At 53.2% G+C, this 26,210-nt stretch carries 27 protein-coding genes, 1 tRNA gene and 1 pseudogene; 27 read left to right on the top strand and 2 right to left on the bottom strand.

Annotated elements, in window-relative coordinates; translation table 11 throughout:
- Positions 1-109: 109 nt before the first annotated feature.
- The 11 genes and pseudogenes from proB to F3J38_RS08485 all read left to right on the top strand — a co-directional run bounded on the left by proB (position 110) and on the right by F3J38_RS08485 (position 9,175).
- Positions 110-1,213: a glutamate 5-kinase gene (gene proB, locus F3J38_RS08535; RefSeq protein WP_167136883.1), complete on the top strand. Its 1,104-nt coding sequence runs from the start codon at positions 110-112 to the stop codon at positions 1,211-1,213.
- Positions 1,214-1,223: 10 nt separating this feature from the next.
- Complete coding sequence (proA, locus tag F3J38_RS08530; protein WP_167136880.1) at positions 1,224-2,477, top strand: glutamate-5-semialdehyde dehydrogenase; 1,254 nt, start codon at positions 1,224-1,226, stop codon at positions 2,475-2,477.
- Between the two features lie 353 nt (positions 2,478-2,830).
- Positions 2,831-3,562: a S24 family peptidase gene (locus F3J38_RS08525; RefSeq protein ID WP_167136877.1), complete on the top strand. Its 732-nt coding sequence runs from the start codon at positions 2,831-2,833 to the stop codon at positions 3,560-3,562.
- Positions 3,563-3,975: 413 nt separating this feature from the next.
- Positions 3,976-4,254 carry a transcriptional antitermination N peptide gene (locus F3J38_RS08520; RefSeq protein ID WP_167136875.1) on the top strand — a complete coding sequence of 93 codons (279 nt, stop codon included), beginning with the start codon at positions 3,976-3,978 and terminating at the stop codon, positions 4,252-4,254.
- 174 nt (positions 4,255-4,428) lie between these two features.
- Complete coding sequence (locus F3J38_RS08515; RefSeq protein ID WP_084936970.1) at positions 4,429-4,896, top strand: glycoside hydrolase family protein; 468 nt, start codon at positions 4,429-4,431, stop codon at positions 4,894-4,896.
- 2 nt (positions 4,897-4,898) lie between these two features.
- Complete coding sequence (locus F3J38_RS08510; protein WP_205298193.1) at positions 4,899-5,243, top strand: DUF7940 domain-containing protein; 345 nt, start codon at positions 4,899-4,901, stop codon at positions 5,241-5,243.
- Entirely contained in the window at positions 5,240-5,533 is a 294-nt protein-coding gene (locus F3J38_RS08505) for a hypothetical protein (RefSeq protein ID WP_167136869.1), read from the top strand. Before F3J38_RS08510 ends, F3J38_RS08505 begins: the two co-directional genes overlap by 4 nt.
- 201 nt (positions 5,534-5,734) lie before the next feature.
- Positions 5,735-7,480, top strand: a complete 1,746-nt coding sequence (locus F3J38_RS08500) for a putative phage tail protein (protein ID WP_167137144.1) — start codon at positions 5,735-5,737, stop codon at positions 7,478-7,480.
- Between the two features lie 217 nt (positions 7,481-7,697).
- Positions 7,698-7,773, top strand: a tRNA-Thr gene (locus F3J38_RS08495).
- A 500-nt stretch (positions 7,774-8,273) separates the two neighbouring features.
- Positions 8,274-8,816 (top strand): annotated as a pseudogene (locus F3J38_RS28355) (type IV secretion protein Rhs).
- A 2-nt stretch (positions 8,817-8,818) separates the two neighbouring features.
- Positions 8,819-9,175, top strand: a complete 357-nt coding sequence (locus tag F3J38_RS08485; RefSeq protein WP_167136866.1) for a putative T6SS immunity periplasmic lipoprotein — start codon at positions 8,819-8,821, stop codon at positions 9,173-9,175.
- Between the two features lie 114 nt (positions 9,176-9,289).
- On the opposite strand, the gene F3J38_RS08480 is transcribed toward F3J38_RS08485, so the two are convergent.
- Complete coding sequence (locus F3J38_RS08480) at positions 9,290-10,042, bottom strand: FadR/GntR family transcriptional regulator (protein WP_167136864.1); 753 nt, start codon at positions 10,040-10,042, stop codon at positions 9,290-9,292.
- A 195-nt stretch (positions 10,043-10,237) separates the two neighbouring features.
- On the opposite strand from F3J38_RS08480, the gene F3J38_RS08475 reads away from it, so the two are divergent.
- The 15 genes from F3J38_RS08475 to F3J38_RS08405 all read left to right on the top strand — a co-directional run bounded on the left by F3J38_RS08475 (position 10,238) and on the right by F3J38_RS08405 (position 23,032).
- Entirely contained in the window at positions 10,238-10,978 is a 741-nt protein-coding gene (locus tag F3J38_RS08475; RefSeq protein WP_167136861.1) for an SDR family oxidoreductase, read from the top strand.
- 14 nt (positions 10,979-10,992) lie between these two features.
- Positions 10,993-11,841 carry a fumarylacetoacetate hydrolase family protein gene (locus F3J38_RS08470; protein WP_167136858.1) on the top strand — a complete coding sequence of 283 codons (849 nt, stop codon included), beginning with the start codon at positions 10,993-10,995 and terminating at the stop codon, positions 11,839-11,841.
- Positions 11,838-13,124 carry an L-fuconate dehydratase gene (locus tag F3J38_RS08465; RefSeq protein ID WP_167136855.1) on the top strand — a complete coding sequence of 429 codons (1,287 nt, stop codon included), beginning with the start codon at positions 11,838-11,840 and terminating at the stop codon, positions 13,122-13,124. Before F3J38_RS08470 ends, F3J38_RS08465 begins: the two co-directional genes overlap by 4 nt.
- Positions 13,125-13,126: 2 nt before the next feature.
- Positions 13,127-13,984: an amidohydrolase family protein gene (locus tag F3J38_RS08460; RefSeq protein WP_167136852.1), complete on the top strand. Its 858-nt coding sequence runs from the start codon at positions 13,127-13,129 to the stop codon at positions 13,982-13,984.
- Complete coding sequence (locus F3J38_RS08455; RefSeq protein WP_167136849.1) at positions 13,962-14,738, top strand: L-fucose dehydrogenase; 777 nt, start codon at positions 13,962-13,964, stop codon at positions 14,736-14,738. Before F3J38_RS08460 ends, F3J38_RS08455 begins: the two co-directional genes overlap by 23 nt.
- Complete coding sequence (locus tag F3J38_RS08450; protein ID WP_167136846.1) at positions 14,735-15,085, top strand: L-rhamnose mutarotase; 351 nt, start codon at positions 14,735-14,737, stop codon at positions 15,083-15,085. The genes F3J38_RS08455 and F3J38_RS08450 overlap by 4 nt, the downstream gene beginning before the upstream one ends.
- A gap of 40 nt (positions 15,086-15,125) precedes the next feature.
- Complete coding sequence (fucP, locus tag F3J38_RS08445; protein WP_167136844.1) at positions 15,126-16,352, top strand: L-fucose:H+ symporter permease; 1,227 nt, start codon at positions 15,126-15,128, stop codon at positions 16,350-16,352.
- 126 nt (positions 16,353-16,478) lie between these two features.
- A complete protein-coding gene (gene yafN, locus F3J38_RS08440) occupies positions 16,479-16,772 on the top strand; it encodes a type I toxin-antitoxin system antitoxin YafN (RefSeq protein ID WP_167136841.1) in 294 nt (97 codons plus the stop codon).
- Complete coding sequence (locus tag F3J38_RS08435) at positions 16,769-17,173, top strand: type II toxin-antitoxin system YafO family toxin (RefSeq protein ID WP_167136838.1); 405 nt, start codon at positions 16,769-16,771, stop codon at positions 17,171-17,173. Before yafN ends, F3J38_RS08435 begins: the two co-directional genes overlap by 4 nt.
- Positions 17,174-17,350: 177 nt before the next feature.
- Positions 17,351-17,812 carry a DUF6130 family protein gene (locus tag F3J38_RS08430; RefSeq protein WP_167136835.1) on the top strand — a complete coding sequence of 154 codons (462 nt, stop codon included), beginning with the start codon at positions 17,351-17,353 and terminating at the stop codon, positions 17,810-17,812.
- 18 nt (positions 17,813-17,830) lie between these two features.
- On the top strand, positions 17,831-18,826 hold the full coding sequence (locus tag F3J38_RS08425; RefSeq protein ID WP_167136832.1) for an alpha/beta fold hydrolase: 996 nt from the start codon (positions 17,831-17,833) through the stop codon (positions 18,824-18,826).
- 68 nt (positions 18,827-18,894) lie between these two features.
- Positions 18,895-19,635, top strand: coding sequence for a response regulator (locus F3J38_RS08420; protein WP_167136829.1), 741 nt, complete (start codon positions 18,895-18,897; stop codon positions 19,633-19,635).
- On the top strand, positions 19,632-20,942 hold the full coding sequence (locus tag F3J38_RS08415; RefSeq protein ID WP_167136826.1) for an ATP-binding protein: 1,311 nt from the start codon (positions 19,632-19,634) through the stop codon (positions 20,940-20,942). Before F3J38_RS08420 ends, F3J38_RS08415 begins: the two co-directional genes overlap by 4 nt.
- Positions 20,943-21,079: 137 nt before the next feature.
- Complete coding sequence (locus tag F3J38_RS08410) at positions 21,080-21,832, top strand: alpha/beta fold hydrolase (protein WP_167136824.1); 753 nt, start codon at positions 21,080-21,082, stop codon at positions 21,830-21,832.
- 9 nt (positions 21,833-21,841) lie between these two features.
- A complete protein-coding gene (locus tag F3J38_RS08405; protein WP_167136821.1) occupies positions 21,842-23,032 on the top strand; it encodes a cytochrome c biogenesis protein/redoxin in 1,191 nt (396 codons plus the stop codon).
- A 765-nt stretch (positions 23,033-23,797) separates the two neighbouring features.
- Here F3J38_RS08405 and F3J38_RS08400 read toward each other — a convergent pair.
- Positions 23,798-25,216: an aldehyde dehydrogenase family protein gene (locus F3J38_RS08400; RefSeq protein WP_167136818.1), complete on the bottom strand. Its 1,419-nt coding sequence runs from the start codon at positions 25,214-25,216 to the stop codon at positions 23,798-23,800.
- 102 nt (positions 25,217-25,318) lie between these two features.
- Between F3J38_RS08400 and F3J38_RS08395 the strand changes: the two genes are divergently transcribed.
- A complete protein-coding gene (locus tag F3J38_RS08395; RefSeq protein WP_167136816.1) occupies positions 25,319-26,209 on the top strand; it encodes a LysR family transcriptional regulator in 891 nt (296 codons plus the stop codon).
- Position 26,210: the final 1 nt, after the last annotated feature.

Here is a 26,210-nt window from a genome sequence, read left to right as displayed (position 1 = left end):
CATTGTCAGGGGATTTTTGTGCTTTTCCCCTTGCCGTGGTTGGCTTCCTCGCTGACTCCTGATAAAACGTCCCTTCGCAGAATTTTTTTTCTTAAATGGTAGGAAAAACATGAGTGGCAGTCAGACCCTTGTGGTCAAGTTGGGTACCAGCGTCCTCACCGGCGGTTCACGTCGGCTGAACCGGGCGCACATGGTGGAGCTGGTTCGTCAGTGTGCACAGTTGCATGCGGCGGGCCACCGTATTGTTATCGTGACCTCTGGCGCGATTGCCGCTGGACGCGAACACCTGGGTTACCCCGAACTGCCGCCTACCATCGCCTCAAAGCAGCTGCTGGCTGCGGTGGGGCAGAGTCGTTTGATTCAACTATGGGAACAACTGTTCTCTATCTACGGCATTCATATCGGGCAAATGCTGCTGACGCGCGCCGATATGGAAGACCGTGAACGCTTCCTTTACGCACGCGACATGCTGCGTGCACTGCTCGACAACCATATTGTGCCGGTGATTAACGAGAACGATGCGGTTGCCACGGCTGAAATTAAAGTCGGTGATAACGACAACCTCTCGGCGCTCGCCGCAATGCTGGGCGGTGCAGATAAGTTGCTGCTGCTGACCGATCAGCAGGGCCTGTTCACTGCCGATCCGCGTACCAATCCAGAAGCCGAACTGATTAGCGATGTGCATCAGATTGATGATGCGCTGCGTACCCTGGCGGGTGGCAGTGTGTCGGGCCTTGGCACCGGCGGTATGGCGACCAAGCTGCAAGCGGCGGATGTCGCCTGCCGTGCGGGTATTGATGTCATCATCGCGGCGGGGAGCCGTCCGGATGTGATCAGTGACGTGCTGTATGGCAAGCCGGTGGGAACACGTTTCCATGCGCAACAGTCGCCGCTGGAAAATCGTAAACGCTGGATCTTTGGCGCACCTCCTGCAGGTGAAATCACTATCGATGATGGCGCGCTGGCGGCGGTGCTGGAGCGTGGGAGTTCATTGTTGCCAAAAGGCGTACGTGACGTGCAGGGCAACTTCTCTCGCGGTGAAGTGATCCGCATCCGTAACCTGCAAGGACGCGATATCGCCCACGGCGTCACGCGCTACAACAGCGATGCGATGCGCATGATTGCTGGCCATCACAGTCAGGAAATCAGCGATATCTTGGGTTACGAGTATGGCCCCGTTGCCGTGCATCGCGACGATATGATCGTCAGTTAAGGAGCAGAAGATGTTAGAAGAAATGGGTAAGGCGGCGCGTGCAGCGTCGTACAAACTGGCGGAACTCTCCACTGAACAAAAAAATCAGGTGTTGCTGACCATCGCCGATCGTCTGGAAGCGGAAAGCGCTGATATCCTGGCGGCGAATGAGCAGGACCTGGCTGATGCGCGCCAGAATGGCATGAGTGCAGCGTTACTCGATCGCTTAACGCTCAACCCGCAGCGTTTGAAGGGCATTGCCGACGATGTGCGTCAGGTATGCCGTCTTGCCGATCCCGTCGGTCAATTGATTGACGGTGGCATGCTCGATAGCGGCCTGCGCATTGAGCGCCGCCGTGTGCCGCTTGGCGTGATTGGCGTGATTTATGAAGCGCGCCCCAATGTCACAGTTGACGTGGCATCTCTGTGCCTGAAAACCGGTAACGCAGCCATTTTACGCGGTGGTAAAGAGACGTATCGCACCAATGCGGCAACGGTACGCGTGATTCAAAATGCGCTCATGCAGCACGGATTACCGGCGGGTGCGGTGCAGGCGATTGAGAATCCGGATCGTGAACTGGTCAATCAATTACTGAAACTCGATCGCTACGTCGATATGTTAATCCCACGGGGTGGTGCTGGCTTACACAAGCTGTGTCGTGAGAATTCAACCATTCCGGTGATCACCGGCGGCATTGGCGTGTGTCATCTCTATCTTGATGAGACCATGGAGACTGAACCTGCGCTGGACGTCATCGTTAATGCGAAAAAACAGCGCCCCAGTGCCTGTAATTCGCTGGAAACGCTGCTGATCCACCGCGATCAGGCTGAACGCTTTATTCCTGCATTCCTGCAACGTATGGCGCAGGAGAACATTCCGCTCCACGCGGATGAAAACGTGCTGGGGCTTCTGCAGGCTGGCCCAGCTAGCGTAGTGGCGGTGAAAGCGGAAGATTATGACGATGAGTGGTTGGCAAACGATCTCAACGTCAAACTGGTGACGGATCTCGACGAAGCCGTTGCCCACATTCGTGAACACGGCACGCAGCACTCTGATGGCATCCTGACGCGCAGCATTGGCAATGCCAACCGCTTCGTTAATCAGGTGGATTCCTCGGCGGTCTATGTGAATGCCAGTACGCGTTTCACCGATGGTGGCCAGTTTGGTCTTGGCGCCGAAGTGGCGGTCAGCACACAAAAACTGCATGCGCGCGGCCCGATGGGGCTGGAAGCACTCACCACCTATAAGTGGATTGGCTGGGGCGACGACACGCTTCGCGGCTGATTTTCGCTTCTGCACAACAATGGGCACCCTAAAAGGTGCCCATTTTTTTTGCTTTCGATCCAGCTATTCCCAGAGCTTTTTGATTTATTTTTGTCATTTATGGCATCTAAGCGTCTTTTCGCCCATTTTTTCCTTTAGGTGCTGGTCTTAGCGCCGCAGGACAATCCTGAAAACCCCTATTAGAACAAGCCGTAGGGCATTCAATACTGGTTTCCATCACGCCATAGGGGATAATGATTATCCAGCTTCATTGATAAAAGCGGTTGGGTAGTAAACTGACGGTAATATAAAATGAACTGGTAGCAAAAACGAAAATAACATTCAGTCTTTTACTGATGGCAGATTATTAACTGATGGTTAAAAAAGAGAGTACGAGACAAGCTTTTACTGCCAGGCTGATTGCCGCGTGTGACAGCGCGGGAATTGTCGGACACGGACGGAACAAACAGGTTGCACAAGCACTGCAGCAAAGGGGATGCAGGATCTCAACACCGGGGGTCTGGAAATGGTTTAACGCACAATCCATTCCAGATGATAGCAACTTGCTGGCGCTCAGCCAGTTACTGGATGTGCGTGTGGAATGGCTGCAGTTCGGCATGGAAAAACCGCATGTCGTGATTGAAGCATCCCCGCTCATAGACCCAAAACATATGTTTCGCGTCGAGAGTCTGGATATTGGGCAGCGTAGCGCCCAAGGCATCGCTGCGCGCGATGATCTGGTCGAGACGATTCAGGCAATTGAGTTTGGGCTGGATGAAGCCCGTGTGCTGTTTAACGGCAGAACAGCAGAGAACATCCGGCTGATCGCGCTGAACAATGATTCAATGGCGGGGACGTTTGCCCCACGCGACCAGTTGTTTGTGGATATCAGCGTACAGCGCTTCGATGGTGACGGTATCTACCTGTTTACGCTGGACGATCAGCTCTATCTCAAACGGTTGCAGCTGCAGCATAAGAAGGTCGCGGTGATCTCGGACAACAAGCGGTATGAGACCTGGTATCTGACAAAGGATGAAGCCGCTTCGCTGCAGGTGGTTGCGCGCGTCATTATGAGTCAGGCGCGCGATTACCAGATTTTAGGTTGATCACATCTTGCCATTGGCAGGCAAAAAAATAATCCAGCTGAAATCATAAATTTAACTGATGGTAAATAAAAAATTAACTGTTGGTGTTTGCCAATGCATTAGAACCTGTTAATAATTTGAGCATGGAAGGACGACATCACTGCTCTCGGATGAGCCCGCTCTTAAACAATTGAGGCGCTGCACAAGCGCGATACCTACCAACCAAAGTCAGTGAACTTTGGGATGGGGTGGATACGCACTTTGCAGCGTCGTCAGTTCTCGTCTGATTTCATTCTCCTCTGCTTTTACCTGGCCGCGATTGCCGCCGGGTGAGTTGATGACGAGTGTTATCAGCGGATAAACGGACGCTTCGGCTTCAGCCGAAACGCCGTGCCCGCCACCCCATCGCCAAAGACTCATTTACAGGAGGAGTTATGGCGATTATCCAGTATGGCAAGTCAGTCTTCAGCGGCAATGCGCGCACTCGACGTCACCGACGCCGTCAGCCTCTCAGCCGTCTAAAACGCAGTATCGACAGCGCGCTAGGTCTCGATCCCGATTGTGTCACGATGCGCACCGCTGAACGCATCTGTCAGCGCCAGACACACTCGCGCGCTGACAATGCGGTGATGGCCCCAGCGCGGACGCCATCCGAGAGTGCGAGCTTTGATAACTGCTGTTTGCCCCATGTTCATCTCTATGCCGTGCGCTAAATCCTTGGCGTCATTTCCCCAGCTTTAAACGGAACACCTGAATATTGCTCACTGTTTAGCACTTCTTGAGCGTTCCGCTTTGTTAGCGTTGCGCTTCAACCAGCAAAAGATCAGTGAGATTTATGTTTTTGCACAGCGCTTTCAAGTCGCTGTGCCCGTCGAAGAGGACTTGCTATGAGCCAGATTATTGCCATTTTGAATTTTGAAGAGGGTTATCGTGAGGCGCCCTACCTTGATACGCAGGGCTTTCCCACAGTAGCAGGCGGTATCCGCATTGGGCCAAAAGGCGCGTCACTCAGCAACTATATCTTCCAGGTCCCGCGACGGGTGGGGGATGTATGGAAGCAGTGCATCGTTGAAAACAAAGTGCTGGAAATGAACCAGCGTGCGTTAGTGCAGCAAGCGCTGAGCAAATGCAGTGAGCCGCGTTGTGATGTGCTGATCAGCATGGCGTACCAGTTGGGCGTGGATGGGCTAGCACTGTTCCGCGGCATGTTAACGGCGATTACCCAAGGCGATTTCAATGGGGCAGCCAACGCGATGCTCGATAGCTTATGGGCACGCCAGACACCAGGCCGTGCCCGGCGTCATGCTGAAGTGATGCGCAGCGGCACCTACGACATCTATCGGGGGCTGTTATGAACATGAAATGGATGGTTTTCCTTGTCGCTGTGCTCACGGCGGTCATCGTATTGCTGTTACTTCAACGCTTTACCACCCTGGAATTTGTGAAGCATGCGCGGCTGCTGTTCAAAACCTGGTCAGTATGGCTGGCATCCTTAGGTTCGATGCTTAGCGCCTGGGCGCAATCTTTCCCTTCATCGGCACTGGATGCCTGGAACGCACTCCCTCAAGACGTCAAAGACATTTTGCCTCACAACTATCTGGGGTTAATTGGCGCCTTTATGGTGGCGATGGGCGTGCTCGCGCAGTTTGTCCGCCAGAAAAACCTCATCGATCAACGTAAAACGCTGGAGGAGAAACCATGACTTTTCTTACCACGCTACTCGGCGGCAGTTGGCACTGGCTGGCTGCACTGGCTGGTGTGATCGCGGCGCTTGTCGCCAGCTATTTTGGCGGCAAAAAGATCGGCAAGGTGCAGCAAAAATCCAAAAGCGATGTTGAAAACGCTGAAAAAACCGCGGCGCAGGCAGTGGCGGTCAATCAGCAGCAGCAACAGCTACGCGAGGAGGCCAAACGTGTGGAAACCAGCAACCTTAACCTTGATGACGATGCTGCTCGTGACAAGTTGCAGCACTCGAAATACAACCAACCCTAATCCCCCCGTCGTTATCGACTCTGCGTGCACTCTGTTTTCCCCGATTTATACCCACGGCAATGACGCCGAACGCATGGACATTCGAACCGTGCGCGCCATCAACAATCACAACGATCTCTGGGATCAGCACTGCGGCCAAGCGGCGCACTAAGGCTGTTCCCTCACTTATCTTGCAAACCTGAAAAGGCCGAGGAGGCTATGATGATCGAAGTTAACTCTTATGCTGAACTGCGTACCACTACACCCACCAAAAACGGCGATTTGGCGTTTTTACGCCGCTACAACGCGGACTCCACCTTCCATGGCGGCGGGGATTTTACCGGTTTTATTGGCACCACCACTGCCACTGATGACGGCGGTACCTTAGCGGTAGGGAACGGTTTCTACTGGAAACGCGTAATTAACGATCCTTCCGATATCAACGTCTACCACTTTGGTGCGAAAGGGGATGGTTATGCGAATGACACCGACGCCGTCAATCGGATGCTGACCTGGACGCAAAATTACAGTGCTAACATCAAAGATCTGCCGATTCGTTTTCCTGGCGGTAAATTTTTAATCAGCCCTATCGACATTAGTGCAACTGACAACGCCTTCTTTGGCCTGCAGGGTGACGACGTTGAGCTGGGCTCGCTGCCTCGTACCACGATTATCTCGGACAAGAGCGCTAACCCGGTATTTAAGGTGAAGGCGCGCCGTACCTCGATTCGCGGCATTGCGTGGAACGGTCAGGCATCCGCCGATATCACCACCAACAAAGGCACCATCACCGCTGCGATGTGCAGCAACGTACAGCCGTTCTTCGAAAATACCTGTATCGAAGGCACCACTGTCAATATCTACTGTTTCCGCGCGCAGAATAATGGCGGTACGGTGATTAAGCTGCTGGATACCCTCGACACCAAATTTGACCAGATTTATACCCTCTACACCTATGCACGCGTGTTTGACGTAGGCTGGTCTAACTCGCCAAATGGTGCTTGGGACCACTCCACGGCGATAGAGATCTGTAACTGTAACTTCCAGACCGGCTATGGCGATGCCACGCTGTATATCCCACGTTGTACTCAGGGTATTTTGCGCAACGTATGGATTGAACACACGCGCAATCCGGGCGATCTCTCAGATGGTGGCTGGACCATTGATACGCTCAACGTTGAGGATTGTCTTAATCCTTTCAACCTCAATAATGCCCGCGTAACGATGCGACAAATCAACGTGCAGTCTGGCAGTAAAGTGTCGAATGACTTGGTGGCGGGTAAATGGCTCTCGACCTTCGAATATGGCTATCGTCGCGACGAAAGTTTCGGGAGTTTCCTCACGGGTTCGTTACGGGCCGGTTACTACAGCGGCTATAAAGTCACCAATAACACCTCAACCGATAACTGGTATCGCCTTGGTCAGCTGTTCTTCCCCAATGCCAACCAGCAGTGGGTGATGGAGTTTATTGGCAAGGCCGATGCCACCCAGCCAACGGGAACGGCCGGGACACCGGTCAACGTCGCCAGTAGCGGCAAAACCTGGATCAACCTGCAACGGCTCGAAACCGTGTGGGCAGATGCCTTTCATATGGGGCAGCCCGCAATCCTGGATATCCGTTACAACCGTGTGGGCACCACGTATGCCGTGGTGTGGGTGAAGCTGAAAGCCAACAGTGGCGATACCATGCTGAACCTGAAGTGCACCGGCCCAACGCGCTTCGATACCGGCTCTTGCTCACTGTTCCAGTCTGATTTTTCGGTGGTGACCGATACCACCACACTGGGACCTTACAAACCGGCAGCGCGTTTCGGTATGCATAATGGCCTGGCAGGGATTGGTGCGAATGAGAAGGGCGTGTTGACGTTAGCTTCCGCCGCCGGCACGCCCACCAATGCCGCCGCGCCGACAGGTTTTGTGCTGGTCAATATCAACGGTGTAGATCGTAAACTTCCCTATTACGATTGAGGCCAGTACCTTTGGCGAGGCGCAGGCCTCGCCCTTTTTATTCCGCTAAACAGCACCGATTCAGCCATCTAACTTTATGAAGTTTAGGTAAAATAAATTTGCTGTTAAATCACACCGTTTTATCAGTGAATGCGATTTCCATTTCCATCCCATCGGCACAATCTTGACTCATCTGGCCGATTTTCCTAAGGTATTTCCTCGCAGTTCCCACCCTCATGCCGGTATAGCTCAGTTGGTAGAGCAGCGCACTCGTAACGCGAAGGTCGTAGGTTCGATTCCTATTTCCGGCACCATTAATAGAAAACCCCGTAAAAAATCATTATTTAGCTTATTTATCTGACGGTTTAAAATTTATGTTCTAACGGCTGTTAGCACTGATCAACACCTTTGCGTTGTATCGGTTCAAGTATTGCACAACATTCTGGCGGGTAATTACCAGGCTTAAGCCCGAACAGCATTAGAAATTATCCCATCCCTTGAAGCTGAAAGAGTTGCTGGACTCTCTAAACATATCACTCGAACCCTTAGCGATTCGGTCGCTCAATGAAGTTACACGTCGAGATGACGTTGCAGAGAATAAACAGGCGTAATGTTGGTAATATCTACATCATTGTAACTTTCATTGTAATGCTTCTCTGCTGTACGTTGAGCTCTGGCAGATTCAGCTGAGGTGATATTATGTCAAAAGCCAAGATGCAACGTCACTTTGTTTAATTAATGGCTAATGTTCGCGTATAGACTATTTCGACTTATGAATTTACGATGTAGATAAATCATACAAGGAGGAGGGTTTATGAGTGCACAGGCAGAGGAAGGAACATTACGCCGGGTGACGTCAGGTGAGATTGCAATGGCTCGCAGGGTGTTCGGTGATTCGATAGTCTATAGCCGTGTCTGGATTCATTGCGACAGCTATTTACCATTCGGCCTACAAAAAAGAAACTATGCGATGACTCCCAATGGGGAGTTATGGTACAGAAAGCCGATGTATAAGGAAGACTTTTCTGCAAACTCGGTTTTCGTCGAAGATAAATATATTTTCATCCATGAACTGGGGCATGTGTGGCAACATCAACACGGACAGTGGGTGAGAATGCGGGGCGCATTTAGCTGGGCTGCTTAATATACCTATAGACTGGATAAAGAAAAGCTCACTGACTATTCTCTTGAACAGCAAGCCTCTATTTTGGCTGATTACTGGTTGCTGCTGGTTTATGGGATCAATAAGTGGTCTTACTATCAAAGACCAGGGCGCATGGGAATGTACAGGGGAGTAGATATGTTGCAGGATATCCCATCGCTTTACCAGAAAATCGTAACAGGGAAGGGGCGTTAGATATGAAAAACATAATGCTGCTCGGGGGCGTATTTCTCTTAACTGGATGCCCCGGGCATGGTGATCGAATGGTGGGGCGAGAATCTACAACGGCATTAATCAAAGATAATCAGGTTTGTGTGATGTCACCACTGGAGCCACAGGAACGGATCACTGCTATCCAAATCAACAGCGATACTAGCAACTCTCTTTACAAAATTTTCGATGACAAGCCAGTTTATGTACCGAAGGGGGAGTGTCTTCCTGTATTTGGATTTAAGTTTGCATCTGGAAAGCGGTATAACTTCGCGTATGACGTCCAATCTGATAAGTCAGTATCACATTTAGTCGTTGCTGAATTTTCGTATCCTAAAGAATAAGGGGGTATTCTGCCCCCTATGTTTCACTTCAAAGCATGTAGTTAATTAAGCAAGGCTTTAAGTTGGTTACCGTTCATCGCCGGAACACGGATGCGCATATTAGTTTTTCCTTTCCTACTCCTGTACCCGTTCAAACGTCGCGATCACGCGATCAATGTGGGCTTTCATCGCTGCCCGCGCCGCTTTGGCATCCCGCTTTTCAAGCGCTGTTAAAATCGCAAGGTGCTCATGCTCCGACACATCTGGCATATCACTTGGGGTGTAATGGGCCTGCAGCATTTTAAACATGCTGCCATAGCGGTGACCCAGCAGGTGACCAATGATAAAACCGTAGGCAGGGTTGCCGCTGGCCTGCGCGATACGAATATGGAACAAACGGTCGCCGGGATGGGTGCGCGATTGGGCAAGGTTGTCAGCGCAGTTCTGCTGATAGGCTTCGCGAATATGCTCCAGTTCTTGCTGGCTGGCATGAATCGCGGCTAGGGCAGCGGCTTCTGGCTCAATCAGCCGACGCGCCTGCAACAGTGAAAATGGCGGTAGCTCAGTGGAAAAGTCCAGCTTGATACCTAACTCATCATCAGGTTCGTTCCATTGATCTCGGCCGGCCTGCACCATCACTGGCTCTTGTGAACCCGAGCGCGCCTTTACAATCACGCCATTACCCACTTTCACATCGACTAGACCAATCACTTCGAGCGCAATCAGTGCCTCTCGTACCGACGCTCGGCTAACCTGTAGTTGTTCAGCCAAATCACGCTCGGCAGGCAGGCGACTGCCCGGTGGAAATTCGTTGTTATCGATCAATTTAATTAACTGGTCGGCTATCTGTCTGTAAAGCCTTGGGTTTTCCATCTTTTTTATGGGCATGTTACAGCTACCTGTTGAATAAATTAAGTGACCCGATGCACAAAAAAACATCAACAAACTTGTCAGTGTTACGTGTTTGTCAATAAAAAGTAATACGCCAGCGATGAAGTGACCAGCGCTAATTGTTAGGAAAGAACGCTAAAAACTTCGCTTTTAATGGCCTGACCATTAGATCTTTATACCAGAGAGGATGCAATGAATTTACACGGAAAACGTGTGTTGATCACCGCTGCCGGGCAAGGAATTGGTCTTGCCAGCGCACGCTATTTTGCCGAGCAGGGGGCGAGTGTCGTGGGGAGCGATATCAATATCACGGCCTTACAGGATCTGCAGAACGTCACGCCTTATCGGCTGGATGTCACTGACCGAGAGGCCATTCGCGCAGCGGTGGAAGAACTGGGGCCGGTGGATGTCTTGTTTAACTGTGCAGGTGTGGTACACAGCGGCAATCTACTGGCTTGCACTGAGCAGGAGTGGCAGTTCGCGCTCGACCTCAATGTCAGCGCGATGTTTCACATGATCCAGGCGTTTTTGCCCGGCATGCTCGCTCAGAAAAAAGGTTCCATTATCAATATGTCTTCCGTGGCCTCCAGCGTGAAAGGGGTGGCGAATCGGTTTGCTTACAGCGCCACCAAAGCGGCGGTGATTGGCTTGACGCGTTCCGTTGCAGCCGATTTTATTGCCGACGGCATTCGTTGCAATGCGATCTGCCCTGGCACGGTGGATTCGCCCTCGCTGCGCCAGCGTATTGCCACCCAGGCAAAAGCCGAAGGCAAAAGCGTAGATGAGGTCTATGCGGCTTTTGTCGCACGCCAACCGATTGGACGCATCGGCACGGCAGAAGAGATCGCTTATCTCGCCGCTTATCTTGCCTCTGATGCCAGCAACTACACCACCGGCACAGCACAGGTTATTGATGGCGGTTGGAGCAATTAACTAAGGAGTCGTAAATGAAATTAGTTCGCGTGGGTGAAGTGGGTAAAGAACGTCCGGCGATGGTTGATGAGCAGGGGCAACTGCGTGATTTGTCGCAATACATCGATGACATCGCAGGGGATCAATTATTGCCTGCCTCGCTAGACAAGTTACGTCATTTGGCCGTTCACGAGCTGCCAAAAATATCCGGACAACCTCGTATTGGCGCTTGCGTGGGGCACATTGGCAAATTTATCTGTATTGGCCTGAACTACGCCGACCACGCCGCAGAAACCGGTGCCGACATACCCAAAGAGCCGGTGGTCTTTAGCAAATGGACCAGCGCAGTAGTGGGACCCAATGATGCCGTGCGCATTCCTCGAGGTTCAGTGAAAACCGATTGGGAAGTTGAACTGGGTGTGGTGATCGGCAAAGGCGGTAGCTACATCCGTGAAGAGGATGCGCTTTCTCATGTTGCAGGCTACTGCGTGGTTAACGACGTCTCCGAGCGAGAATATCAAATTGAACGAGGCGGCACGTGGGACAAAGGCAAAGGGTGTGACACTTTTGGCCCTATCGGTCCCTGGCTAGTCACGGCGGATGAAATTGCGGATCCGCAGCAGTTGGATTTATGGCTCGAAGTCGATGGCAAGCGTTATCAAAACGGTAACACCCGCACCATGATTTTTTCTGTCGCTCACATTATTAGCTACCTCAGCCAGTTTATGAGCCTGCAACCCGGAGATGTGATCTCCACCGGCACGCCACCGGGCGTAGGGATGGGACAAAAACCTCCGGTTTATTTGCGGCCAGGACAAACGATCACCTTGGGCATTGCTGGCTTGGGTGAGCAGCGTCAAATCACCGAGGGCTCAGCACAATGACCAAACTGACGGCTATGCGAGTTGAAGACATTCGTTTTCCTACCTCAGCGCATTTGGATGGATCGGATGCGATGAACCCCGATCCTGACTACTCCGCTGCTTATGTGATTATTGAGACGGATAATGCCGCGATCAGCGGTCACGGTTTGACGTTCACCATCGGTCGCGGCAATGAAATCTGCTGTGCCGCTATCCGTGCGCTGGAGCATTTGATCGTGGGTCGCCAACTGGAAACTATCACTGCTGATATGGGGCAATTCTGGCGTGACATCACCAGTGATAGCCAATTGCGCTGGATCGGGCCAGACAAAGGCGCCATCCATCTCGCCACGGGGGCGGTGGTGAATGCGATTTGGGATTTGTGGGCAAAATCGCAGGAAAAACCGCTGTGGCGGCTGGTGGCGGATATGTCGCCAGAGGAATTGGTGCGTTGTATCGACTTCCGCTACCTCACTGACTGCATCACGCCTGACGAAGCACTGGCGTTACTGACTGCCCAAGCCGAGGGTAAAGCACAACGTATTCAGCAGTTAGAACAGGAAGGTTATCCGTGCTACACCACTTCAGCTGGCTGGCTAGGCTATGACGATGAAAAGCTGCGTCGACTCTGTCAGCAGGCTGTCGATGCGGGGTTCTCGCATATCAAGCTGAAAGTCGGGCGTGATCTGGAGGATGACAAACGTCGCGTCAGGATCGCACGAGAAGTCCTGGGGCCGGATCGTCATTTGATGATTGATGCCAACCAGGTGTGGGAGGTGAAGGATGCGGTAAATTGGGTACAGCAACTGGCATTTGCTAAGCCTTGGTTTATCGAGGAACCGACCAGTCCCGATGATGTGGAAGGGCATCGCAAGATTCGTCAGGGCGTTGCGCCCATTAAGGTGGCAACCGGTGAGATGTGTCAGAACCGCATTGTTTTCAAGCAGTTCATCATGCGCGAAGCGATCGATGTCGTGCAGATCGATGCCTGTCGTTTAGGCGGTGTCAATGAAGTGCTGGCGGTGATGCTGATGGCGGCTAAATACCAATTACCGGTATGTCCACATGCTGGAGGCGTTGGACTGTGTGAATACGTTCAGCATCTTTCGATGATTGATTTCGTCTGTATTGCGGGTACCCATGAAGGCAGGGTGATTGAGTATGTCGATCACTTACATGAACACTTCCTGCACCCTTGTGAGATCCGCGGAGCCGCGTATCTGCCGCCAAAGGCTCCGGGGTTTTCCATCGAGATGTTCCCCGCCTCGCTGGATAAATATCGCTATCGCGCGCAAGGAGTTTAAGGGTGCGAATCGATGCACATCAGCATTTATGGCGCTATCGCGCAAAAGATTATCCCTGGATGAGCAGCGAAATGGGGAGATTGCAGCGCGATTATCTTCCCGAGGATCTGTCCCTTTTGCTGGACAGACAGCAATTACAGGGATCGATCACTGTACAGGCGCGGCAGTGCGATGAAGAAACAACACAATTGCTGCAATGGGCAACGGAATCTGAAGGGGAGCATGCGGTCGTCGGATGGATCGATATCACGGCCAGCGATCTCCCTGCGCGGTTGAACGCCGTGCAACATCCGCTGCTGCGAGGGTTTCGCCACCAGGTGCAGGATGAGCGCGATCCCGCCGCCTGGCTGCAACAACCCTCGGTGTCAGCCGGAATCGCTCTGTTACAGCAACAGCACTATGTCTGGGACATGCTGGTGACCTGGCGCCATCTGCCTGCCTTAACCGCGTTTGCGGCACAGCATGATCACCACTGGCTGGTACTTGATCATCTGGGCAAGCCGGATATCAGCCAGGGCGCTCAAGCTTGGGGGGCGCAGATTGCCGAGTTGGCGGCGATGCCGCACGTGGTGTGCAAGCTATCAGGTTTGGTGACAGAAGTGCCACAGGGGCAGTGGCAAGCCGAGCAACTGCGCCCTTTTATTGAGGAAGCGCTTGCGCGATTTGGCCCACAACGCCTGATGTTTGGTTCTGACTGGCCGGTTTGCCTGCTGGCTGCGGAGTATCACGAGGTCGCTCAACTTACCCATCAGGCCATTGAAATGTTGTCACCGGATGAACAGGCCAACATCTGGGGAAATACCGCTGCGCAGGTCTATCAGCTTTTGGGAGAAAAACATGAATCTGTTTTTACAGGATAAAGTCATCATCGTGACAGGTGGCGGATCGGGCATCGGTGCGGCCATTTCATCTTTACTGGCCGAAGAAGGTGCTATTCCGGTGATGGTCACTAATGCTCAACCCGACGAAATCTGGTTATCAAGCTTACGCCAACGGCAGCCTAAAGCCGAAACGGTGATTGTCGATCTGTGTGATGAAGAGAATTGTCGGCACGCGGTAGAGACAGTACTGCAACAATTTGGCCGCATTGATGGTTTGGTGAATAACGCGGGTGTGAATGATGGTGTGGGATTAGAGGCGGGACGTTCGGCTTTTGTCGCCTCTCTAGAAAAAAACCTGATTCACTATTATCAGATGACACACTTCTGCCAACAGGCGTTAGAAAGCAGCCGAGGGGCCATCGTGAATATCGCCTCAAAAACGGCGCTGAGCGGGCAGGGGGGCACCAGTGGATATTGTGCCGCAAAAGGCGCGATTCTCTCGCTGACGCGGGAATGGGCGGTTTCGCTGCGGGCGAGTGGAGTCCGGGTTAATGCAGTGGTGCCTGCCGAAGTGATGACGCCCCTTTATGAACGCTGGATTGCCACTTTTCAGGAGCCTGAGCAGGCACTTAACAACATCACCCAACGCATTCCGCTCGGCCAACGAATGACCACACCCGAAGAGATCGCGAACACCGTGGTGTTCTTGCTGTCTGCGCGGGCATCCCATACGACGGGCGAATGGCTGAGTGTGGATGGTGGCTATCTTCATCTTGATCGGGCGCTGTCATGAGCGGCGCTACGCAGTTTCATTATCTGGCGTTGGACTTTGTCGATTCGCCGGAAAAAATCGCGGAATACCAGCGGCTACATCAGCAGATATGGCCGGAAGTCGCCACGCATCTGCGTCACCACGGTGTAGTGAACATGGAGATTTATCGTCTGGGTAACCGTCTCTTTATGGTGATGGAGGTGAATCAACAGTTTGATGCAGCGAAATTTGCCGAGGCTTCGCTGCGTGATCCCAATATTCAACGCTGGGAGGCGTTGATGTGGCAATTTCAACAACCTACACCCTGGACACCCGCAGGCGAAAAATGGGTGGCGATGGAGCGAATATTCTCTTTGCACGACCAATAAATAACAACTCTTACCTACAGTACGCTACGAGGATATAACCATGTCTACAGAACAAGTCGGGACGCCGAATAATGTCGGTGTCGGGGGCGCTATTAGCCTGCGTTGGGCATTTATGCTCATCACCACGCTGTTTTTTATGTGGGGCGTGTCTTATGGCCTGTTGGATGTCCTAAATAAGCATTTTCAGGAAACGCTGCACGTGACGAAAGCGCAGTCAGGGTTATTACAAGGTGCCTATTTTGGTGCTTATTTTTTGGTTGCCATGCCTGCTGGCTATTTTATGAGTCGACATGGATATAAAGCCGGAATTTTGGCCGGGTTGGCACTGTATGCGATTGGCGCTTTATTGTTTGTGCCAGCAGCTATGGTCAATAATTTCATGATGTTTTTGTTTGCGTTGTTTGTGCTGGCATGCGGATTAGGGTGTCTGGAAACGGCTGCCAATCCTTATGCCACGGTCCTGGGTGACGCTCGAGGGGCTGAGCGACGCCTGAATCTGGCGCAATCTTTTAACGGTCTCGGCCAATTTGTGGGACCGATGATCGGCGGCACGCTTTTTTTCAGCCATGCCAGCGCAGATGAGGCGCAAAGTACCGTTAAAATCACCTATGTGGTTATTGCCTGTGTGGTCATCGGCATCGCACTGCTATTTAAACGCACGGCATTGCCGGATATTCGCGAAGCTGAAGAGGTGAGCCCAAGACATTCTGGTCAAACGTTATGGCAGCATAAACATTTTGTCGGCGGTGTTATCGCGCAATTCTTTTATGTGGCCGCGCAGGTGGGTGTCGGTGCCTTCTTTATTAACTACACAACCGAGCACTGGCAGGGTGTAACCAATCAGAGTGCGGCATATATGTTGTCGGTGGGCATGGTGTGTTTCATGCTGGGACGATTCTTCTCTACCTGGCTAATGGGCCGCATTTCACCGGCATTAATTCTGGCAGCCTATGCGCTGATTAATATTGTGCTTTGCGCGGTGGTGATGCTGGGCATGGGCGATATTTCAGTCATCGCCTTGGTGGCCATCTTCTTCTTTATGTCGACGATGTTTCCCACCATTTTTGCCATGGGTGTGAAGAACCTGGGGCCGGCCACCAAGCAAGCCAGCTCCTTTATGATTATGGCGATTGTGGGCGGGGCGATCATGCCGTGGTTCATGGGGCGCATTTCGGATACCTCCAGCACCGCACTGGCATATGGCCTGCCACTGGTTTGCTTTGCGGTGGTGCTGTTTTATGCGCTAAGCCAGCGTAAGAGTCAGTAAACTTCTCCTTTTCCTCTCTCAGTTTGAGTTGCCTGAGATGTCTCTTGGGCAACTTTTTTAATATTACTTTTGATGTATATTAATGAGTACATTAAGATGTACTTTCTCATGTATCAGGAGTGAAAAATGGAACGCATTCTTGCAGAAAAATCAATTAACATCACAGAGTTGAGAAAAAACCCTGCCAAGTATTTTATCGATGAGCCGGTTGCCGTACTTTCAAACAATCGACCTGCTGGGTACATGGTCAGCGCTAAGGTTTTTGAGGAGTTGATTGATCTATTAGAAGAGAAGCAAGGCCGTTTACATACCACAGCGCGCTTTAGACCTACGGCTGAACGTTTACGCACCATTGCTGAAGATGGGCAGAGACTACTTCACGACCTCGACGACAAGGATCTCACTGAGTTCAAGGAATGAGCATAAGGATATTCAAATCATCAATCATTAGAGAGCAGTTGAGCCACCAAGAGCTTGATGATTTATCAGAAGATTTTCGTTCCTATAAACAGGATGGTGTGTTGCCAGATACTTTTGGTCGGGATGCACCCTATGATGATGACCGTACCTACCCTCTAGTCAAACAAGAATGCGTGGCTCACATCCACCTTGCCGATAGCCATTTCCCCTTTCCTCATTTTTTACGTCAATTTAAGCGAACCAGCGATCAAGCTCATCTCGTCTATTGCCAGGGCGCAATCGATATGAGTGCCTATCTGTTGATCATCATCCTAAAGCCGGAAGCACATAAAATGGCACGTAACAACAATAACATGCACAAGATTGGCATGATGGCTGAAGCGTTCAGGATGAAATATTAATTGAGATAAAAACACTCATTCTCCTGTGTCATTCTCATTCTTGTCACCTTTTTGTATCTCACTGTATCTCCCCGCTACACACATACATCCCGTTGCATAACCCGTTGTTCTGCAAACATCGCCTATACATTGGCGTGGTCTTCTATACACATCAACCCTGTCTGAGGAGACAACACCATGTTCACCAGAGTGCTGATTTCATCGTTACTGATGGGCGCATCCGCCACCTGTGCGTGGGCAGAGCGTCTGGGGGATTTAAGTGCCGCAGAAGTCTTGGGGCCTGCCGCTGTTGCCCCACTGGAAAATCCACAGCCACCAGCAAAATTGATTGTTGACGCGCCGTTAGCGGGTCCGCTGCGCAAGGGGGCGGTGTTCATTCAATATCGCGCTGAAAACCTGCGCATTGAGCCGGTTTTCGGCCCCGAGGCGCTGAAGGTGACACCTCGCATCGGCCATATTCACGTGATCGTTGATAACAACCCGTGGCATTGGGCGGATACCAGCGGTGAACCGATTATTTTGGTTGGACTGCCCGCAGGGCCGCACAAGGTGACGATTATCCTCGCCGATCCAACGCACAAGCCTATCGAAAGTAAAACCATTAACTTTATCGTGCCTGCGCAAGCTGCACATCATTGATTATTTGAGGAAAACATCATGAAAAATATCTTCCGTCAATCTCTGCTGGCTGCGCTGGTGTTAACCGCCACAACCACTGCTTTTGCTGCTACTTCAACCGAAGCGGATTACGCAGCTGCCTTTAACACCCTCCATCAAGTGAAAGCGGGCGTGCTGAATGTCGGTTACGTCGATATTGGCCCTCGCGATGGGCAGGCCATTATTCTGCTGCATGGCTGGCCGTATGACATCCAAAGCTATGCCAACGTTGCACCGCAGTTGGCGGCTAAGGGCTATCGTGTCATCGTGCCTTATCTGCGCGGATATGGCAGTACGCGTTTCCTCTCCGATAAAACCCCGCGTAACGGCCAGCCTTCAGCATTGGCCGCCGATACCGTGGCGCTGATGGATGCGCTAGGCATCAAACAGGCGGTATTCGGTGGCTTTGACTGGGGTGCGCGCACGGCGGATATTGTCGCCGCGTTGTGGCCGGAGCGCGTCAAGTCGCTGGTGTCGGTGAGTGGCTATCTGATCAGCAGTCAGGATGTGGGTAAAAAGGCCTTACCACCGCAGGCTGAGCTGCAATGGTGGTATCAATTCTACTTTGCCACAGAGCGTGGCGAGCAGGGCTACGCGAAAAACACCCATGATTTTGCCAAACTGATTTGGCAGCAAGCCTCGCCGGGCTGGAAATTTAGTGATGCCACGTTCAACGTGAGCGCTAAAGCACTGGATAATCCGGATCAGGTGGCGGTGACCATCAGCAACTATCGCTGGCGCCTTGGCCTGGAAAAAGGCGAGCAAAAGTATGATGCTTATGAGAAAAAGTTAGCCACATTACCGGTAATTAGCGTGCCAACGATTACCATTGAAGGGGATAACAACGGTGCGCCACACCCGGCACCTCAAGCGTATCGCGCCAAGTTCAGTGGCAAATATGAGCATCGTACTTTTACCGGCAATATTGGGCATAACCCGCCAGCGGAAGATCCGCAGGAATTTGTTAAAGCAGTGGTCGATGCCGCTGCGCTGTAAAAACGCTTTTTTAGGACCGGCTCAATGATGCCGGTCTTTTTTGCGTAGGTTGAAAACAGGAGGTTGTTTTGGAGCACATTGATCACATCCTGGTCGTCGATGATGACCGGGATATCCGTGAACTGATTACCGATTACCTGATCAAGTCAGGCTATCGTGCCACGGGCGCCGCCAATGGCCGTGAAATGCGCGCCATGTTAGCGGCGAATGCTATCGACTTGGTGATCCTCGATATCATGATGCCAGGCGATGATGGCCTGACGCTGTGCCGCCAGCTACGTAGTGATACCCAGCGAAACCTGCCGATTCTGATGCTCACCGCCCGCAGCGAGGATACTGACCGCATTCTCGGCCTGGAGATGGGCGCGGATGATTACCTGATTAAACCCTTTGTCGCCCGCGAACTGCTGGCGCGCATCAAAGCCATTCTGCGTCGCACCCGCGCCTTGCCGCCTAATCTGCAAATTACTGAGGTCGGTCGCATTATCGCTTTTGGTGACTGGCAATTAGATACCTCAGCACGACATCTCATTGATCAAGAAGGGGTAATCGTGGCATTGAGTGGGGCTGAATACCGCCTGCTGCGCGTGTTTCTCGATCACCCACAGCGGGTATTGAACCGAGACCAACTGCTGAATCTGACTCAGGGGCGCGATGCTGAGCTGTTCGAGCGATCCATTGATCTGCTGGTCAGCCGCTTACGCCAGCGCCTGCGAGATGATGCGCGTGAGCCCGCCTACCTGAAAACGGTGCGCAGCGAAGGCTATGTGCTGGCTGCACCGGTGATCATTAAAGAGGCGCATGAATGAAGCTGTGGCCGCGATCGTTACTGGCGCGCCTGCTGATTATCGTACTGGGTGGTTTGTTGCTGGCGAATGCCACCACCTTAGTCAGCTTGATGATCGAGCGCATGAGCAGTGCCAAAACCGTGATGCTCGGCAATCTCGAATATGATGTGGCGACCAGTGTCGCGATTCTTGATCGTTTACCCGCGGCAGAGCGCCCCGGTTGGCTGGCAAAACTGGAGCGCGGTAACTATCGCTACGAATTATCAAAAGGTTTGCCTGGCCCTTATCCCAGTAGCTGGCGTGCGCGGGATGCCGTCCGTTCATTACAGGAGAGCCTGGGCGGACGCTATCAAATGAGTATTCACGCCATTCCTGGCCCGCGTGAGCATATTCAGGTGCATTTAACGTTACACGATGGCGCGCCGTTGACGCTCGATCTCTGGCCGCGTATGCCCGCCATTGCGCGCTGGCTACCGGTGGTATTGGTTGGCCAACTGCTGTTATTGCTCTGTTGCGCCTGGCTGGCGGTGCGTCAGGTCGTGCGACCCTTTATGCGTTTTACTCAGGCTGTCGAGGGCTTAAAGCCGGCTTCCAACACTGCACAACTGATGCCAGAAAGTGGTCCAGATGAAGTGCAGCAGGCGGCACGTGCGTTCAATGCGATGCAGACGCGCATCCAGGATTATCTCAAAGAGCGAGCCCAGATTCTGGCGGCGATCTCCCACGATCTGCAAACGCCGATTACCCGCATGAAACTGCGCGTGGAGATGTCAGAACAGCCAGAGCTACGCGATAAGTTACTGGGCGATCTCGATAATATGAGCCGCTTAGTACGAGAAGGCATTGCCTATGCACGCTCATCGGAAGTGCTGGAGGAGGCGCGGCAGGTCGTCAGTCTGAATGCGTTTCTCGACAGTATTGCCTGCGACTATCAGGACATTGGTAAAGCCGTGACTTTCACCTCCTGTCATGGCAGAGACACTTTTGCCGTCAGGCCACAGGCGCTGCGTCGCATCATGACCAATCTGATTGATAATGCGCTGAAGTTTGGTAGCGAAGCGGGCGTTGAGTTGAGCGCGCCGCAAGGGGATCGGGTAGAGATTCACGTAGTGGATAACGGCCCAGGCATTCCTGAAGCGGAACTGCAGGCGGTGCTGGAACCTTTCTATCGTGTCGAGAGTTCGCGTAATCGTCACACCGGCGGCACCGGGTTGGGTTTGGCGATCGCCACGCAGTTGGTGAGTCAGATGTCTGGCACGCTGCATTTATCCAATCGGGCGGAAGGCGGGCTCGACGCGCACATCACTCTGCAGCAAACCGATTTGTAGCCTTATGTATCTGCGCCGCCCGTACACATACAGACTGACAAAACGAGCGGTATCAGACACTTCGTGAACACATCAGCCTGGTTAAATGAGCGCACTGCTAAAGCACGCAGCCTTTTAACCACTGTCACGAGGTTCCTATGAAAACTTTGTCTCACCTCTTTTCCGCCACGCTGCTGGCACTCTCAGTTGCCCCTTTCGCGCAGGCTGAAAGTCTGCACTCGGTTGTGCTGGTCCACGGCGCATTTGCCGATGGCAGTAGCTGGAATCGTGTTATCTCACAGCTGCAGGCCAAACATGATGAAGTGATTGCTGTACAGCTGCCGCTCACCTCCCTGCAAGATGATGTCGCCGCCACGCAACGTGCCATTGCTCAGGCACATGGCGATGTGGTGCTGGTCGGTCACTCTTGGGGGGGAACGGTGATCACCGAAGCTGGTCATGACAAAAAGGTCAAAGCGCTGGTTTATATCGCCGCCTTTGCGCCTGATAAGGGTCAATCCACGGCTGAGCTGGCAGATAGTTATCCGGCACCGGCTGGCAGCGCGAGGATCACCAAGACCCCGGATGGATTCCTGACATTACCGCCGGCGGCGGTGGCACAAGACTTCGCACCAGATGTTAAGCCCGCTCAGCAACGGCTGCTCGCCGTAACGCAAGGTCCCATCCGTGCCGCCGCCTTTGGCGACAAAGTGACGCAAGCAGCCTGGGTGGAAAAGCCGAGTTGGTATTTGGTCAGCAGCCAGGATCGCATGATCAACCCCGATCTAGAGCGGGCGATGGCGAAAAAAATCCATGCGCAAGTGAGCGAAGTCGCGGCGAGTCATGTGTCGATGTTGAGCCAGCCGGATAGCGTGGTACGTGTAATCACCGCTGCGGTTAATGCCCATTAAGGAGGCCGTATGTCTTTCACTATTGCTTTCTTTGCAGGCATGTTGACGTTACTCAGTCCTTGTACCTTGCCTGTAATTCCATTTGTATTTGCCAGCGTGCGCGGTCAAAAAGGGCAGTTGCTGGCACTGTTGAGCGGCATGGTGATGATGTTCACCTCCGTCGCACTGCTGGTGACAGTAGCCAGCCATTGGGTTGCCAGTGTTACGGCGGCTGGACGTTGGATCGCGTTGGCTTTTTTGGCGGTAACGGCGCTGACATTGCTGTCAAAGCGTATTGCTCAGCATGTTACCCAACCCTTTGTGGCGTTGGGCAATCGCATCAATAATGCCAGCAATCGCCGTCGCGGTTTAACGGCAGCATTTTTGGCGGGGTTGGCGACCGGTATGTTGTGGTCACCCTGTGCGGGGCCGGTGCTGGGTGCGATTCTCAGCCTGGCCGTGGTGGGTAAAGATACTGTCTCGGTTGGCCTTTTGCTGGCAGCCTATGGCAGTGGTGCAGCACTGATGTTGGCGTTGCTGTACGTAGCTGGAAGGGGATTAGTCACACGATTACGGCCGGGTTTGGCTTTTACCACGCGTTTGCGCCAGGTGGCGGGAGGCTTCATGCTGGCTGCGGTCGCGTTGATTGCCAGCGGGACACAAGGTCAGTTGCAGAGTGGCCCTGCGTTTGCGCAGCATCTTGAACAACGTCTTAGTGAATGGGCGCCACAGCCCACAACAACACCTCGCCTCGAACCTGTCGTGATGCCAAAAACGCGCAGCGATCTGCCCTCTCTGGATGGGGGTACGGCATGGCTGAACGGTTCACCGGTGACGCCTGAGACGTTAAAAGGCAAAGTGGTGCTGGTGGATTTCTGGACCTACGACTGTATTAACTGTCAGCACACCTTGCCGCATGTACGTGATTGGGCCAATAAGTATCAATCTGAAGGTTTAGTGGTGGTCGGTGTTCACACCCCGGAGTATCCGTGGGAACGGGATGAGAAAGCGGTGAACCGCGCCATCAAACAGTGGCAACTGCCTTACACCGTGGTCGCGGACAATAATTACAGCATCTGGAATCGCTTTGGTAATCAATACTGGCCCGCACATTATATTTTCGATGCGCATGGTCAGTTGCGTTACACCGCGTTTGGTGAAGGCAATTATGACGAGCAGGAACAGGTGATTCAGCAGCTGTTGAAAGAGGCACGGGCTTAAGCTGGCGAATCAGGGGTGCATTCTGGGCGTCATGTTTGTCAGTTAAAATCCAAATCCATAGAGGCTGCCATTTATGATAATGGCAGCTTTTTTTTGGGGTTTTTGGGGCTTGGGTATGGGCCGCAGCGTCTCTGCTGCTGCCGGGCCGTCCTCGCGCCGCTTCGCGGTGCCCTCGGCTGCAACGTCGTGCCGGTCGGATCGTTCGGGTACGGCCATCCATGGCCTACCCGAACTGCCTGTCGCATCCCTGCGACTGGCTCCTGGCACAACGTCTCCGCCTCAGCGCTGCGAATAGCCCTGCAGCATCAGAGGCGCTGTGGCCTCAGACACTGTGCCCTTTGCAGAAGCAAAGGCGATATGGTCTCAGACACGCTGCTCTTTGTGGCAGTAAAAGCGCTAAAGTCTTCACCATCGAGCCCTTTCCAACAGCGTAAACAGATGTTAGCAAGCAGGCTGGGGCCGCTCTGGGGCTGGTATTTCGCAGCGCTGAACGAAATGAGGAAGCCAGGAGAGCCAGCATGGATGCTGGCGAAAGGTGCAGCCGGGACAGGGAAAGTCCCGTCTGCACCGGTCCGTCAGGCTGACGAGTGAAGTGAAGGCACCGCGTCAGCGGCGCGAGGACAGCCAGCCCCAGAGCGGCACCAGACTGCGTTATCACCTGTACCACGAGCCCCTGAGTGGCATCAGACTGTATTATCACCACATGATTAACTGACGCAGACTGCGTTATCACCTGAAGCACACACGACAGGCCATGTTTTTAACTCAGGCCACTGTCACCGCGCGTGGCTCCAGAAAGGCGCTGATGCCCCATGGTCCCATTTCCCGGCCAATGCCAGAGTGACCAAAGCCACCAAATGGGGCTCGGGGCTCATGTGCCAGTGTATTGATCATCACACGGCCCGCCAGGATTTGTTCACCCACAGCACGCGCATGCTGCTCATCTGCGCCGATCACCAGTGCGGACAGGCCATATTCGGTGTCGTTGGCAATCGCAATCGCTTCGGCTTCGTCCCGATAACTGATGATGCTGAGCACCGGACCAAAGATCTCCTCGCGGGCTATCTGCATCTGCTGGGTGACATCGCTAAACAGCGTGGGCTTGATATACCAGCCACGGCTTAATCCCTCCGGGCGGCCCAGGCCCCCAGTCAATACGCGAGCACCTTCCTGTTCGCCGAGGGCGATAAAGTGCTGCACGCGTTGCCACTGTTTCTCATTAACCATCGGGCCAATGGTGGTGCTGGCATCGGCGGGATCGCCGGAATGTTGCGCCTCGACTTCTGCGGTCAAAGCACGTTCGAACTCCGCTTTACGGGCTTCAGGCACCAAAATACGCGTGCCGGCAATGCAGGCTTGTCCGCTATTAATAAATCCCGCCTGCACCGCGAGTTTTGCTGCGGTAATGGCATCGGCATCCGGCAATATTAACGTCGGTGATTTGCCGCCAAGCTCCAGCGTGACGCGTTTGAAGGTTTCGGCAGCGGTGCGCAAGATGGCTTTGCCAGTGGTGGTTGATCCGGTGAAGGAAATTTTTGCCACCTGCGGGCTGCGGCTAATTGCATCACCGACCTGAGCGCCGCGACCGGTGATGATATTGAACAGGCCGTCAGGCAATCCGGCGCGATGCAGTGCCTGAGTGATCACCTCAGTCTGTAACAGGCTAAACTCGCTGGGCTTGATCACCGTTGTGCAACCTGCTGCCAGCGCGGTGGCCAGCTTATGGCAAATAAAGCCGGCGTTGCTGTTCCACGGGGTAATCAGCCCGGCGACGCCGAGGGGTAACATCTGGACGCTGGCGCGCCCAGCTTGCTGGGTAAATGGGTACTTTTTCAGTTCCTCGATCACCTGGAGAATGACGTCTGCTGGGTAGCTTGCCATCCACTGCGATCGTGAAGAGGGTGCGCCATACTCTTCAAGGATGGCGGCGTGCAGATCCGTTTCACAGCGTTTTACGGCCTCATACATCTGCTCCAGCAGCGTGATACGCTCTGTCACCGAGGTGCGAGAAAAAGCGGGAAAGGCTGCATGAGCGGCGGCAATCGCACGATCGGCATCTTGTTCATTTGCCAGACGCGCTTTACCAATGACGCTGCCATCGGCAGGTTTGATAATCTCCAGCCACTCGTCGCCCAGAGGGGTAACAAAACCGCCATTAATATAGAGGTGTTCGATAACGTGCATGACTCTGCTCCTGAGGTGAATAGGCAGGAAAATTATCATGTCCTGTACGCGGGAATAATCCGCTAAACCCTGCAAGGGGTATTACGTTTAACGGAATAATCAATGAGCCGAACGGGTATTACAGAACTGGAAATCATGCTGGCTGTGGCACGGCGTGGAACCTTTAAAGGCGCTGCCAGCGAGCTGGAAATGTCTCCCTCTGCTGTCACAAACGCCGTGGCCGCGTTGGAGAAACGTCTGGGCGTACGTCTGTTCAACCGCACCACGCGCAGTGTCGCGCTGACGGATGCGGGGCGCCGCTTTACGCAGAAGATCGCGCCAGCGTTGGAAATGATCCGTAGCGCATCGGAGGAGGTGAGCAGCGAGCCTAACGACCCGGCCGGCATTCTGCGTCTCAATGTACCGCCGGAGAGCTGTTCGCTTTGGTACGAGTCAGTGCTCATCCCCTTTTTGCAGCGTTATCCGCGCATCCGTGTGGATATCTGCAGTCAGAGAGAGCGGGTGGATATTGTGGCCGAGGGATTTGATGCCGGGATACGTCTGGCGGAAGACATTCCCGCCGATATGATTGCGGTCAAATTGACGCCGGACTTGCGGATGATTGTGGTCGCTGCGCCGGATTATCTGGATCGTGTCCAGGCGCCCATTGAGCCAGAACAACTCAGCGAACACGCAACCTTATGTATGCGCATGTCCGACGGCAGTCTTTATCGCTGGGAGCTGACCGATCAGCAGCAATCTTACAAATTGCAGGGTGAACCCCGATTTGCGGCGAGCGATTTAGCCTCAATCCACAAAGCGGCGGTGGCCGGATTGGGGATTGCCTGTTTGTCGGAACAACATATCGCCGCAGATGTGCAGGAGGGTAGGTTAGTGCGATTACTGCCGGACTGGCATGTCAATCTGGGGGCGCTTTGCCTCTATTATCCCGGCCATCGGTTGGTGCCGCCTGCGCTTAACGCGCTGACGGCATTTGTGCGTAACCTGCGATGAT

Source organism: Candidatus Pantoea formicae (assembly GCF_011752625.1).
GTDB lineage: Bacteria > Pseudomonadota > Gammaproteobacteria > Enterobacterales > Enterobacteriaceae > Pantoea > Pantoea formicae.
The sequence above is the reverse complement of the archived record's forward strand: the minus strand, read 5'-3'. Positions and strand labels throughout refer to the sequence as shown.

Coding starts and splice junctions, on each gene's coding strand:
- proB (WP_167136883.1), top strand. CDS start 110: ATGAGTGGCAGTCAGACCCTTGTGGTCAAGTTGGGTACCAGCGTCCTC.
- proA (WP_167136880.1), top strand. CDS start 1,224: ATGTTAGAAGAAATGGGTAAGGCGGCGCGTGCAGCGTCGTACAAACTG.
- F3J38_RS08525 (WP_167136877.1), top strand. CDS start 2,831: ATGGTTAAAAAAGAGAGTACGAGACAAGCTTTTACTGCCAGGCTGATT.
- F3J38_RS08520 (WP_167136875.1), top strand. CDS start 3,976: ATGGCGATTATCCAGTATGGCAAGTCAGTCTTCAGCGGCAATGCGCGC.
- F3J38_RS08515 (WP_084936970.1), top strand. CDS start 4,429: ATGAGCCAGATTATTGCCATTTTGAATTTTGAAGAGGGTTATCGTGAG.
- F3J38_RS08510 (WP_205298193.1), top strand. CDS start 4,899: ATGAAATGGATGGTTTTCCTTGTCGCTGTGCTCACGGCGGTCATCGTA.
- F3J38_RS08505 (WP_167136869.1), top strand. CDS start 5,240: ATGACTTTTCTTACCACGCTACTCGGCGGCAGTTGGCACTGGCTGGCT.
- F3J38_RS08500 (WP_167137144.1), top strand. CDS start 5,735: ATGATCGAAGTTAACTCTTATGCTGAACTGCGTACCACTACACCCACC.
- F3J38_RS08485 (WP_167136866.1), top strand. CDS start 8,819: ATGAAAAACATAATGCTGCTCGGGGGCGTATTTCTCTTAACTGGATGC.
- F3J38_RS08480 (WP_167136864.1), bottom strand. CDS start 10,042: ATGCCCATAAAAAAGATGGAAAACCCAAGGCTTTACAGACAGATAGCC.
- F3J38_RS08475 (WP_167136861.1), top strand. CDS start 10,238: ATGAATTTACACGGAAAACGTGTGTTGATCACCGCTGCCGGGCAAGGA.
- F3J38_RS08470 (WP_167136858.1), top strand. CDS start 10,993: ATGAAATTAGTTCGCGTGGGTGAAGTGGGTAAAGAACGTCCGGCGATG.
- F3J38_RS08465 (WP_167136855.1), top strand. CDS start 11,838: ATGACCAAACTGACGGCTATGCGAGTTGAAGACATTCGTTTTCCTACC.
- F3J38_RS08455 (WP_167136849.1), top strand. CDS start 13,962: ATGAATCTGTTTTTACAGGATAAAGTCATCATCGTGACAGGTGGCGGA.
- F3J38_RS08450 (WP_167136846.1), top strand. CDS start 14,735: ATGAGCGGCGCTACGCAGTTTCATTATCTGGCGTTGGACTTTGTCGAT.
- fucP (WP_167136844.1), top strand. CDS start 15,126: ATGTCTACAGAACAAGTCGGGACGCCGAATAATGTCGGTGTCGGGGGC.
- yafN (WP_167136841.1), top strand. CDS start 16,479: ATGGAACGCATTCTTGCAGAAAAATCAATTAACATCACAGAGTTGAGA.
- F3J38_RS08435 (WP_167136838.1), top strand. CDS start 16,769: ATGAGCATAAGGATATTCAAATCATCAATCATTAGAGAGCAGTTGAGC.
- F3J38_RS08430 (WP_167136835.1), top strand. CDS start 17,351: ATGTTCACCAGAGTGCTGATTTCATCGTTACTGATGGGCGCATCCGCC.
- F3J38_RS08425 (WP_167136832.1), top strand. CDS start 17,831: ATGAAAAATATCTTCCGTCAATCTCTGCTGGCTGCGCTGGTGTTAACC.
- F3J38_RS08415 (WP_167136826.1), top strand. CDS start 19,632: ATGAAGCTGTGGCCGCGATCGTTACTGGCGCGCCTGCTGATTATCGTA.
- F3J38_RS08410 (WP_167136824.1), top strand. CDS start 21,080: ATGAAAACTTTGTCTCACCTCTTTTCCGCCACGCTGCTGGCACTCTCA.
- F3J38_RS08405 (WP_167136821.1), top strand. CDS start 21,842: ATGTCTTTCACTATTGCTTTCTTTGCAGGCATGTTGACGTTACTCAGT.
- F3J38_RS08400 (WP_167136818.1), bottom strand. CDS start 25,216: ATGCACGTTATCGAACACCTCTATATTAATGGCGGTTTTGTTACCCCT.
- F3J38_RS08395 (WP_167136816.1), top strand. CDS start 25,319: ATGAGCCGAACGGGTATTACAGAACTGGAAATCATGCTGGCTGTGGCA.